The sequence below is a fragment of the Candidatus Igneacidithiobacillus taiwanensis genome (genome assembly GCF_031962545.1).
Lineage (GTDB): Bacteria > Pseudomonadota > Gammaproteobacteria > Acidithiobacillales > Acidithiobacillaceae > Igneacidithiobacillus > Igneacidithiobacillus taiwanensis.
On sequence record NZ_JAVRKK010000074.1, the window covers coordinates 1 to 11,042 of the forward strand.

8 protein-coding genes and 1 pseudogene are annotated in these 11,042 nt (G+C 61.1%); all 9 read right to left on the minus strand.

All coding sequences use genetic code 11. The annotated features are described in order from the left end of the window. Positions 1-658: acyltransferase (locus tag RTI30_RS09515; RefSeq protein WP_312283695.1), on the minus strand; the 658-nt coding region annotated here is incomplete at its 3' end. 96 nt (positions 659-754) lie between these two features. Next, on the minus strand, positions 755-1,732 hold the full coding sequence (locus RTI30_RS09520) for a hypothetical protein (protein WP_312261177.1): 978 nt from the start codon (positions 1,730-1,732) through the stop codon (positions 755-757). Further along, positions 1,733-4,777, minus strand: a complete 3,045-nt coding sequence (locus RTI30_RS09525) for an efflux RND transporter permease subunit (RefSeq protein ID WP_312283696.1) — start codon at positions 4,775-4,777, stop codon at positions 1,733-1,735. After that, complete coding sequence (locus RTI30_RS09530; RefSeq protein WP_312261181.1) at positions 4,777-5,805, minus strand: efflux RND transporter periplasmic adaptor subunit; 1,029 nt, start codon at positions 5,803-5,805, stop codon at positions 4,777-4,779. Before RTI30_RS09530 ends, RTI30_RS09525 begins: the two co-directional genes overlap by 1 nt. Then, positions 5,802-7,142 carry a TolC family protein gene (locus RTI30_RS09535; protein ID WP_312261183.1) on the minus strand — a complete coding sequence of 447 codons (1,341 nt, stop codon included), beginning with the start codon at positions 7,140-7,142 and terminating at the stop codon, positions 5,802-5,804. Before RTI30_RS09535 ends, RTI30_RS09530 begins: the two co-directional genes overlap by 4 nt. Then, positions 7,139-8,497: an ATP-binding protein gene (locus tag RTI30_RS09540; RefSeq protein WP_312261185.1), complete on the minus strand. Its 1,359-nt coding sequence runs from the start codon at positions 8,495-8,497 to the stop codon at positions 7,139-7,141. The genes RTI30_RS09535 and RTI30_RS09540 overlap by 4 nt, the downstream gene beginning before the upstream one ends. Then, positions 8,494-9,165 carry a response regulator gene (locus RTI30_RS09545; protein WP_312274753.1) on the minus strand — a complete coding sequence of 224 codons (672 nt, stop codon included), beginning with the start codon at positions 9,163-9,165 and terminating at the stop codon, positions 8,494-8,496. Before RTI30_RS09545 ends, RTI30_RS09540 begins: the two co-directional genes overlap by 4 nt. Positions 9,166-9,200: 35 nt before the next feature. Next, positions 9,201-9,500, minus strand: coding sequence for a PepSY domain-containing protein (locus RTI30_RS09550; RefSeq protein ID WP_312274752.1), 300 nt, complete (start codon positions 9,498-9,500; stop codon positions 9,201-9,203). Between the two features lie 98 nt (positions 9,501-9,598). After that, positions 9,599-10,930, minus strand: a pseudogene (locus tag RTI30_RS09555) (glycosyltransferase family 39 protein); the annotation flags it as partial. Positions 10,931-11,042 lie beyond the last annotated feature (112 nt).

Below are 11,042 nucleotides of genomic sequence, written 5' to 3' on the forward strand. Positions count from 1 at the left end.
GTAGATCCCAACGCACCAGATGCACATTGGGATGTTCTGCGGCAGTTTGTAGGTAGAGTTGCTGCACCTCGTGCTCCCAGGGGCGCGGCATTTCCGGAACCACCAAGAAAATCTGACGATTACCAGCCATCTGTAAAAATTCCTGCATATCTTGGGGCGAAACCTCGCCATTGGTGCCGAGTTCGACGACTACATCGCGAACGCCACGGGTGGTGTGGCATTGCTGTAGGGTCTTCCAAATGGGTAGGATGGCGGAAAACTGGCGCCCCACCCGTCCGTCGATGAAGGCATTGGGGAAGACCTTGGCAAAATAGCCAGACCAGCCGGTAATGATGCTATCGCCAATCATGATCACGCCAATGGGCTCGATGCGCGGAAAGCGCACCACGGAATTGGCGTCGAGCACGTAGCCCGGCTCTGGTGCCTGAGAAAAGTCCTTACGCGCATCGATGATCGCCATACGGTCGAGATACCGTTTGGGCATCTCACTCGCCGGTGTCGTTTCCGGCTTGGGGCAGAGGCTAGACTGTAACGCCGCTACGGGGGGAACCGCGGGGGCTGGACGCGGCGGCAGGCGTTGGGCACAGGAAGCGAGAGTCAGCAGAGTCGCGACCAAAGCGATGCGCAGTAGCAGGCGAAGATTCACGGGCGCATCCATCGGCAGTATCCAGTCATCGACAAGAGTCAGACCCCCTCAGCAGAGAAGGTCGGGATTATAGCCATGCTTTTGTCAAGATTGAATCATGGCAAGCGCTTACGCTGAGGATTCTTTTGTCGAAGATGCCGATTTTGCACTGGGGGAGGCGCTTTTACTGGGGGCGAGATACACCCACGCCGCCAGAAAGAGAAAAGCGATCATGTAGATGTTGGTGGTGCCGAGAACGTCGCCCTTGTTGGCGGTGCTGCCTGGCAGATAGGGTGCGCCCCAGCCCTCGGCGGTGGTCCAGACGCCAAAGCTGTAGGCAAAGCCCACGGGAATGATCCAGCGCAATCCGACCCCAATGAGCAGAAAGAAGGCAATGATGCTCTCCATTACCGCCGCAAAGACCCCGAAAACAAACGGTCCCACCGCGCTGATCATGGTAATGAAAAAGGTGATGTAAGCGGCAATCCAAGCGGGTTCGCCGGGTAGGGCCTGCTGCAAGTAGCTGAGGGCGTTATGGAGAAAGAAGGGTTGCCACTTCCAAAAGGCATCGAAGGCCCAGAGCAGACCAAAGAGAATGCGCGCCGTATGCATGGCGGCTGGCGCTACCGGGCGGAAAGGGACGCCAGCGAGGCTCCAGTGGTTCCAGGCGCGGCTGGCAATGACAAAGGCAAAGACCAGGGCGTAGATGATTGCCGTGCCGGGGTCGGTGGCGCCCTGGGTATAAGGGCCGCCAAAGCCGCCCACGGTGCTCCACAGCCAGAGATTGTAGAAGACGCCGACGTAGGCGAGAAAAGGCAGACCGAGGCCGGTGATCAGGCTTACGGCGAGAAAGGCATCCAAGACGATGGTAACCCAGGCAACGAGCTGTGGCCCGATAGCACCGACCAGGTTGGCCATCCAGTGACCGTAGGCGATGATCCAGGCGGGCTGGCCGCTCACCCAATCGGCATTGAAGGTGGATAAAAAGTGGGCGCGATAGACGGGATTGAGCTGCAGGGCGGTATTGATCAGCCAAATGCAGCCGAAAAGGATGCGCACGGCGGCAAAGCCGTGACCTTGATGGAGGTTTTGCGTGGATGTTGTCATTTACGAACTCCTGTGCAGGAACTTGCGTAGGGGAGCACCCCGTTGCAGGGTGACATAGATGCCCGGCATGACCAAGAGCACCAAGGGAATCTCGGCCAACAGGCCGGAAATGATGGCGATTGCCAGCGGCGCCTGCATTTCGGCACCGGCGCCGAGACCGAGGGCCAGGGGTAGGAGGGCGAGGATGGCGATGATCGCCGTCATCAAGACCGGGCGCAGGCGGACGATACCGGCACGCAGCAGCTCCTCGGGCTCGTTGCCGCGCAATTCGGCAAAGTAGAAGATAGCGGTTTCGGTGACGATGCCAACGATCATGGTCATGCCGATCATGGCGGTAAGATTGCGCTCGGTACCGGTGAGCCAGAGCCCGATGAAGACCGCCCCGAGAGCAAGCAAAGCGGTGCTGAGGATGCTGAGGACGATGGCAAAATCCTCATACAGGAATAGCAAGAGCGCCGCCACCAACAGGATGGCAGCGAGCAAAACCAAGGCGAGATCATGCATGGCTTGCTGCTGCTCCCGATACAGGCCGCCGAATTGCAGGTACACCCCTTGTGGCAAGGGCTGCTTGGCCAGGCGTTGCTGAATCTGCTGCAATACGGTGCCCATGGCATAACCGTTGTCGATACGGGCGGTAACGGCCACCATGGGCTGTAGATTTTCCGCCTGACGCTCGGCTTGTCCTGCCTCGATGTTGATGCTTGCTACCTGATTGAGGAAAAAATAGTGGCCATCGGGGGCTATCAGGGGAAGGCGGCGCAATTGCCGGATGCGTTGCGAAAGATCCGGCGATGCCTGCACGCGAACGCCGATCATCTCCTCGCCGCAGGGGATACTGGTCACCACTTGTCCTTCGAGCAGGGTGCGCAACTGCTGGGTGATTTGCCCCGGCGTCATACCGGCAATGGCCTGGGCGCGCAGCGGGTCGATGCGGATGTCGATGGCATCACCGGCAATGGTGATGCCGTCGAAGGCCTCGCTCACCCCGGGCACGCCCTGGATTGTGGCGGTGACCCGTCGCGCCACTTGCGCGAGAACCGCCTGTCGACTACCGAAAATCTTGATCTCGATGGGCTGCGGAACGGCGGTTAGATCGCCGATCAAGTCTTCCATGAGTTGCCCCGTTTCGACGCGCAGTCCCGGCACTTGCTCGTGAATTTGCTGGCGCAGGGCATCCATCACTTGCCAGATGTTGCGTTGTCGATCCTGTTTGAGGCGGATGAAGAAGTCGCCGGTATTGGCCTCGGTGATGCCGCCGCCCAGCTGCAGGCCGGTACGGCGAGAATAGGCGGCGACTTCGGGAGTATGGGCGAGTATTCCCTGCACTTGATCGAGCAGACGATCGGTCTCGGCAAGAGAGGTGCCGGGCGGCGTGCGATAGTCGAGAACGAAGCCGCCCTCGTCCATGGGAGGCAGGAAACCGCTACCGACCTGGCTGTAAGACCAAGCGGCAAGAGCCAGGAGGAGGGCGACGGCGGCCAAGAGCCAGCGCGGCCTCGCCAGCACCTTGCTCAGAACGCGGCGATAGCGTTCGCTCAGCCAGCGCTGCAGCGAACCTTGGCTTTCTGCCGCGATGGCGTCTTTTTGGCGCAGCAGCAGTTGCGCCAGCACCGGTACTGCCAGAAAAGCCACCAGGTAGGAAACGAGCAGCGCAGCGGCAATGGCAATCGCCAGGGCCTGGAAAAACGCCCCGGTCACGCCAGAAAGAAAGGCGAGGGGGAGAAAAATGACCAGAGTCGCCGCCGAGGAACCGGCCAGCGGCACGGTCATTTCCTCGGCAAGGTGCAGGATCGACCATTCTTCCTTCTCTTCGACAATGCGCCGCATCAGGTGCTCGAGCATCACCACTACATCGTCTACCACCAGCCCTACCGCCGCGGCCATGCCGCCCAAGGTCATGATATTGAAGCTCTGGTGCAGCACCAAAAGAATCAGGGCGCTGGCGACCAGCACGCTGGGCAGGGCGATGGCAACGATCAGCGTCAGGCGCAGATTGCGCAAAAAGGCAAAGAGCACCAAGGCGGCGAGGAGGGCGCCAATGAGGATGGCATCGCGTACGCTCCCGGCGGCGGCGGTGATGAGTTGGCTTTGGTCATACCAAGTGCTGATCCGTACCCCTGCCGGCACGCTGGCTGCATTCTCCCGCAGCAAGCGGCGCAGGGCGGCGTCGATGGCCACGGTATTGCCGCCGGGCTGCTGCAGGATATTGAGAAGGACGGCGTTGTGGCCGTTGGCAGTCACCGTCGTCCATTGCGGGCGGGTACTTTGGCGGATTTCGGCAACGTCGGCCAAGTCGACGATGCCGTCGGGACCGGTTTTGAGGATGGTCTGGCCGATTTCCTGCGCAGTTGCCAAGTGACTGCTGCTCAGGATCTGATAGAGGCGGTAGTGCCGCTCGCTGCGGCCGACGGCCTCGATGCTGTTGGCGCCGGCCAAGGCGTTCTCGACATCGCTAAAGCGCAGGCCGTAGTGCTGCAGACGCCAGGGGTCGACGCGCACTGCAAACTCCTCTTCCGCGCCGCCTTGTACCGTGACCTGTGCAACACCGGGAATGCTGAGCAGGCGCGGCCGCAAGTCGTAGAAGGCATAGCGGCGCAGGGCAACGGGATCGAGGGTAGACGAAGTCAGCGCCAGTCCCAAAATGGGGTCGACGGTCGGATCCATACGCCGGGCGCGAAAGCGGGTACCGCTCGGCAGCTTGGGGAGCTCCTGATTGACGGCGGCCTCGACCTGCAGCAAGGCGGTGCGCATGTCGCTGCCCCAGGCAAACTGCAGGGAGATATCGGCGGCACCGCGCGCCGTCGTCGAGCGGATTTGGCGTACTCCCGGCACCCCGCGTAGGGCCTGCTCCAGAGGACGGGTAAGGGCGACCTGGGTTTGCGCAATGGGCATGTTGCCAGCATCCACCGAGACCTCCACCCGCGGGAAAGAGACCTCCGGGAAGAGGGCTACGGGCAGCCGCTGCGCTGCGACCAATCCTCCCAGTACCAGCAGTACGAGAAGAAAGAGCAGGAAGCGGCGATGGCGAAGCAGCCAGTCTCCCATCAGGATTTTCCTTCGATGCGCAGTGCCATGCCCGCGCGCAGCTCATAGTTGCCGAGACTGACGACCTCCTCGCCCGGACGCAGGCCCTGCAGCACCTCGATCCATTTTCCCTCCTGCCAACCGGTGCGCAGCCAACGCTGCTGTGCCTTGCCTTGCACATCGACAAAGCAGTAGGCGCGTCCGTGTTCGTGGAGTACGGCGGAATCGGGAATGGCCAAGGCCTGGCGCTGAGCCAGGACGATGCGGGCACTGAGCAAGGTGCCGGGCAAGACTGGGGCCGCGGCGGGGATGGGCACGATCACCCCCGCCAAGCGCGTGTTCGGGTCGACCTGGGCGAGGATCTTCTCGACTCGGGAGGACCAGGTCGGACTATGGCGGTCTAGGGTCTGCAGCAAGACCTTGTCGTTGCTGTGTACCTGCGGGAGGTCTTCTGGTTCTACGCCAAGCACCACGACCCGTGCCGATGCCGGGTTGAGAAACAGAAAGGGTTGCCCGGCTGCCAGATTGTCGCCGGTTTGCACGGGTACGGAGCTGACCACGCCGGTGATCGGGGCGCGGATGATGCCGCCTTGCAGCGCCGCTTGCCGCCCCTGCAGATTGGCGAGGAGGGCGCGCGCCTTGGCAAGATTTTGCGCCGCCCCTTGCACTTGGGCATTGGTCGCCAGCTGCCGCTGCCGCAAGGATTGCAGGCGCTGCGCCTCGGCTTCGGCAAAACGCAGGTCGATTTGTGCCTGTTGCAACTGCAATTGTTCGGCGGGCGCCGGGCGCACGCGCAGCAGAATCTGCCCGCGCTGTACCTGCTCGCCAGGCATCACCAAAACCTGCTGCACGATGGTGGCGCAGGGAGCACTGAGCAGATCGCTGGCCTCGCTCGCAAAACGCACCGTGCCATACGCGCGCAGGGTGTGGGTAAACTGCATGGGGCGGGCAGTGCTGACCTGCACCAAGGCTGAGGGCGCCGCCAAGACCGGAGCGAGCCCGAGCGCCATCGACAAGAGCATGGTTGCCAACGCGGATCGCCAGTTCATGGGTGTTTGCTCCAATCGTTCCAGGGAATGCCCACCGCCAATTCGAGGGCGGCCTGATCTTCGGCTGCGGCCCCCTGCAGGGCCAGCAACTGCAATCGTTTGTCGAGGACTTGGCTGCGCACGGTCTCGTATTCCACGAGTGTGGCGTTGTGATCGGCCACGGCTTGGCGCAGCTGCGCTTCGGCCGCGCCCAGGGGGGGTAGTTGCGCCTGCAACAGCGCGATTTCTGGGGCAAGGCGATGGAGGTCCTGCACCAGGCTGGCAATATCGGCGCGGGTCTGAAAAAGGCGGGCGCGGTAGGCCGCATGCAGCTCGGCACGGCTCGCCTCGGCTTCACGAATAGCGCCGCGATTGCGGTTCCAGAGGGGTAGATCGAAGCTGAGGCTCGGTCCCCAGGTTTGCACGTTGGAGGTATCGGCAGCGTGGCTCACGCCAATGCTGAAGCCCGGATATTGGCCGAGAATGGCACGGCGTAGCTGCCCCTCCTGGGCTTGGTACCCGGCACGCAGCGCCGCGAGATCGAGGCGGTGTTGCCAGGCGGCGCGCACCAAGTCTGCGGTCGACGGCAACTGAGGAAGGGCAGACGGTGGCGCCAAGCGGAGGACGAGATCCGGTGGCAGGCCGAGTTGGGCGTTGAGTTCCTGGCGGACCTTGGCAACTTGGCGCTGGAGGGCGAGTTCGCGGTCGCGGCTGTCGACGTAGGCGACTTGGCGGAGGGCATGCTCGGGCAGGGTGGCATCGCCGCGACGGAGATTTTCTTGCGAAGCACGATACAGGCGCTCACTGATCTCGGTCGCGCTTCGCGCTACCGCCTCCTGTTGCTCAAGAAAATAGAGCCGCCGCGCCAGAATGCGGACTTGGTTGGCCACCAGCCATTCTTGCCAAGCAATGTCGTAGTGCACGGCTTTTGCCTGCGCCTTGGCGATACCTAGGCGGGTAGAGCGGGTAAAGAGGCTGGCCAGACTCCACTGCAAGCCCATGCCGTAGGCATTGTAGTAGCCCGCGGTGCTGGGCAGATCGGCGCTCAGAGACAGCTGCGGATCCGGAAGGAGCCCGGCGGCAAAGACCTGGGCATCGGCAATGCCCAATTTGGCACGGGTAGCCCGCAAGTTGGGATTCAGCAGCACCGCAATTTGCGCGAGGGCAGCGCCGGGTAGCGGGGCCTGCAGGTTGATGTCGGCGGTGCTGCGCTGGTTCCCGGCGTTGGCTGCGGCCAGTGCCGCGGCGAGGCTGTCGGGCGTGGCGAGCTTGGTAGACAGGGGCAGGGGATGGTAGCTGGCGCAGGCGCTCAGGAGCGCGAGTGCGCTGCCCAACCAAAAGAACCGAGCGAGCTTCATGGGACGCGCATGGGGCTTTGGGCTGCCAAGGGTTGACGATAGCGAAATAGCAGCCCCCGCCCGGATCGACCGTCCTGTAATTCGATGCTGCCGCCCAGCCGTTTGGCGGCCGCGGCAACAATGGCGAGACCAAGGCCGGTGCCCTCGCCCTGGGCATCGGCGGCGCGGTGGAAGGGTGCGAAGATCAGCTCGCGCTGGGCAGGAGGGATTCCCGGCCCTTCGTCCTCGATCTCCAGCTGCAGGACGTTTTGCTGTACCTCTGCCCGCAGCACGACGCTGCTGCCGGCGGGTGCGTAGCGCAGGGCGTTGTCGAGAACGTTGCCGACCAGCACGCGCAGGGCCAGGGCCTCGGCATGCAACGTCAACGGACCGGGCTGCAGCTGCAATTCGAGGTCGATGTCTTTGCGTTCCGCTACGGGCAGGCGTTCGCCGAGCACTTCGCGCAGCAGGTCGCCGAGTTCGAAGGTCTCCCGCTTTTCCGTACCGGCAAGCTGGCGCTCCAGAGTGAGCAGTTGATCGAGAAGATGACGGCTGCGCGCAAGGCCGGCGTCGACCCGATGCAGGCGCTGCCGACAGGCCTCCCAACTGTCGGCGCGTTCGGCGTTTTCTACCTGCAAGGAAAGGGCGGCCAAGGGCGTCCGCAACTCATGGGCGGCGTCGGCAATGAAACGACGCTCTACCTGCACCAAGTCGGCCACCCGCTGCAGCAGCTCTTGAATAGCCAACCAAAAGGGCAGCAATTCGCGCGGCACTTGGGTATTGGGTAAGCGAAGCTGCGCCTTGTCTGGATGCAATGCCGATAATTCCCGCGCCAAGCGGCGCAGCGGGCGAAACACCGAATAGACCTGCCAGCGCAGGGCGAGGAGCACGATGGGCAAAAGCAGCAGTATCGGCCAGATACTTTGCTGGGCGCCGTCCCAGGCGGCTTCCTGCAGTACCGAGATGGGCTGGGCAACGGCCAAGGCACCGCCGTCCGGCAAGGCAGCGAGGAATACCCGCCAATGCTCCCCCTGGGCTTGCAGATGATGAAATCCGGGTTTCCAGGCGGCCGGAATCGGCAGGGTACCGTCGCCCTGACCGGGACCAATGCGCTCCACGATCACGGCGCCAAATTCCTCGTCATGGCGGATATGCTTTCCCTTGTGCTGAAACCAGGGCACGCGCAAATCATGCCGTGGCAGATGCGCGGGGTCGACCCATTGGGCAATTTCGGCCAGGGTCGCGTCCTGCAGCTGTTTGGCATCTTGGTAGGCCAGCCCATAATCCACCACCGAGGCAATGATGCCACCCAAGATGAGCCAAAAGCTCAGGGTCCAGAAGAGTCGCCCCTGTAGCGAGGGGGTGGCGGTGGTCATCCGTCCTTCTCTACCAGCCAACCGGCGCCGCGCAGATTTTTGATGGCATCGCTGCCCAATTTTTTGCGCAGACCGTGAATGAGGAAATCGATGCTGTTGCTTTCTACCTCCTCACCCCAGCCATAGATGCGCGTTTCCAACTCCTCGCGGCTGAGGATGCGCCCAGGTTTCTGCAAGAGGGCGCCCAGCAGGGCGAACTCGCGCCGCCCCAGGCGTTGACGCTGGGTCTCGGCGCCTTCTCGCCACGCTTCGTGGCTGCTCGGGTCGAGATGAATTATGCCGTTGGACAGCAGGGCCTGCCCGCTGCCGCCTTGCCGTCGCTGCAGCACGCGCAGGCGGGCCAGCAGTTCTCGGCTCGAAAAGGGTTTGACGAGGAAGTCGTCGGCACCCGTATCGAGGCCCTCGATACGGGTCTCGACGGCATCCCGGGCGCTCAAGATGAGCACCGGCAGCGCACTGCCACGACCGCGCAACTCGCGCAACAGATCCAGGCCTTCCCCATCAGGAAGGCCAAGATCGAGGAGCAAGACTTCGTGCTCGCTCGGGGCGAGGGCGGCACGGGCATTGCGGGTGTTGCGCACCCAATCTACCGCATGGCCACCCTCGCGCAGGGCGAGGACCAGGGCCTCTCCCAGCATCTCGTCATCTTCTACCAACAAGAGCCGCATACCTTCCCCAATTCCTCGCCCCAGGTCGGCCTTGCTCAATCCTTGCCGTTATCGACGGAATTTTCCAAGACCTTGCCCGTAATGGCATCCACCCCTACTTCGTGTACTACTTTACCCCGCTGAATATCGAAAGAGTAACGCAGGCCGCTGCCACCGGCTTCCTTCTCCAATTCCACGTCGGTAATCTTGCCCGGAAAAGCCTGTACGGCAATGGTCTTGGCCGCAGCCAAACTTACCTTGGCCTCCTTGCTGTACTGCTCGCCCTTGAACGCCAGGGCGCTACCACTGGCAACGAGTCCTGCCACCAACAGTCCGATGATGATGTGTTTTTTCACGCTACCCTCCAAGTCGTTACGGGACGCCCCATGCGTCCACGGTAATGAGTATGGCGGGAGAATCTTAGGTAACCATTAGCAGACGAAGGTAGGCAGGCTCACCCGTTGGCGTGGCCTATCGGGGTGCTCCTACGAATCTGCAACAGGGCGATTTTCTCACGGCTGTACAGCTCAAAGCGCACAAGGATCAGCGCGACGTGATAGGGGGGTGGTACGGCAGCCTGAACATTCTTGAGGTCGATTTCTGGGCATACCAAATACAGTGGTTGCTGCTGCGCCATTGGAGCGATTTCGTCCAAAGTGGTGAGGTGATGGATGGGCATGGCGCCGCGTCCGGCGTAGAACAGAAAATCCGGCTGAAACCATTGCCAAGAGGCGAGGTGGTATGGTGCGCCTTGCTGTATTTTCGCAATTTCTTCTCCCATCTCTCGAGATGGCTTTAGGTGGTTGAATTCTGGTGTGTAGAGAAAGACCAGCATGGCGCTGAGAATAAGCGCCCCGGTAGCGAAGCTGAGCAGCGCTGCACGAAAATTCTGCCGCCAAAGAAAGACCAGGGCAACAATTGCCGCGCCGCTGTAGGGTAAACCGATGAGCAGGAGATTGGGTAGCTGTGGCTCTTGCTTGGGTAAAATCCAGCCACCAAAAACACTGAGCGCCACACCAATCCCCAATAGAATGACAGGGGAAAGCCAGTCGAGACGAGAGGGCTTAGTGTTGTGCATGAGCAGGCGCTGGTCAAAATACCAAGCAAGAAAAATCGCCAAAGGTGGGTATGATTCCCAAACGTAGCTTGGCAGTTTGGTTGCCGAGAGCGAAAAGAAGGCGGTCCAGATAACGGCCCAGATGAGTAGAAAGCTGAGCTTTCTGCGACTTTCGTGATTTGCAAGGGGCCAGAGTTTTCGCAGTAAAGAAAAGGTCTGTGGAAAAAATAAAGACCATGGCAACATGCCAAGTAGGATACTGATGAGATAATAAAACCAGGGCCCTTGATGTCCTTGCATGCTCGAGTCGAAGCGTCCGATGTTCTGCTGGATGAGGAATACCTTATCCCAGGACCACTGCGTTTCGAGTCCAACGGCAACGTACCAAGGCAGCACAATAAGTAGAAAGAGCGGGATACCTATGCGCAGCTTTCCTGCCTTCCAGAGAAATGGTAGATTTTTCTGGCCAAGAAGAAAAAGGACGATAATCAGACCAGGCAAAAGGAAGCCTATCGGACCCTTATCTAGGGTAGCAAGGGCCAGGGCGACATAAAAAGCGATGAGAAATCGTTTGTCGGCGTTTTCGGTATACGCGATCAGAAAAAACAGTAGCGCTGCAGAAACTGTCAAAATCAGGAGTGGATCTGGAGTGGCGCTACGAAAGATGATGCTGCTGTGCAGTAAGGTTGCGGTTATGGCTGCTGTGAACAGGGCGATGCGCGGATTGTATAGCCGCTTTACAGGGCGGTTTTAAGTTTGAAGTGCAACACCCGCATATAACTCTCTGACTTGCTGCGCCATAACTTCGGCGGGTGTCCGAAATCCCAGACATTTCCTGGGG

What these genes read in the sequence shown, in the direction of transcription:
- RTI30_RS09520 (WP_312261177.1), bottom strand. Translation starts at nt 1,732, where the DNA reads ATGACAACATCCACGCAAAACCTCCATCAAGGTCACGGCTTTGCCGCC.
- RTI30_RS09535 (WP_312261183.1), bottom strand. Translation starts at nt 7,142, where the DNA reads ATGAAGCTCGCTCGGTTCTTTTGGTTGGGCAGCGCACTCGCGCTCCTG.
- RTI30_RS09530 (WP_312261181.1), bottom strand. Translation starts at nt 5,805, where the DNA reads ATGAACTGGCGATCCGCGTTGGCAACCATGCTCTTGTCGATGGCGCTC.
- RTI30_RS09545 (WP_312274753.1), bottom strand. Translation starts at nt 9,165, where the DNA reads ATGCGGCTCTTGTTGGTAGAAGATGACGAGATGCTGGGAGAGGCCCTG.
- RTI30_RS09540 (WP_312261185.1), bottom strand. Translation starts at nt 8,497, where the DNA reads ATGACCACCGCCACCCCCTCGCTACAGGGGCGACTCTTCTGGACCCTG.
- RTI30_RS09525 (WP_312283696.1), bottom strand. Translation starts at nt 4,777, where the DNA reads ATGGGAGACTGGCTGCTTCGCCATCGCCGCTTCCTGCTCTTTCTTCTC.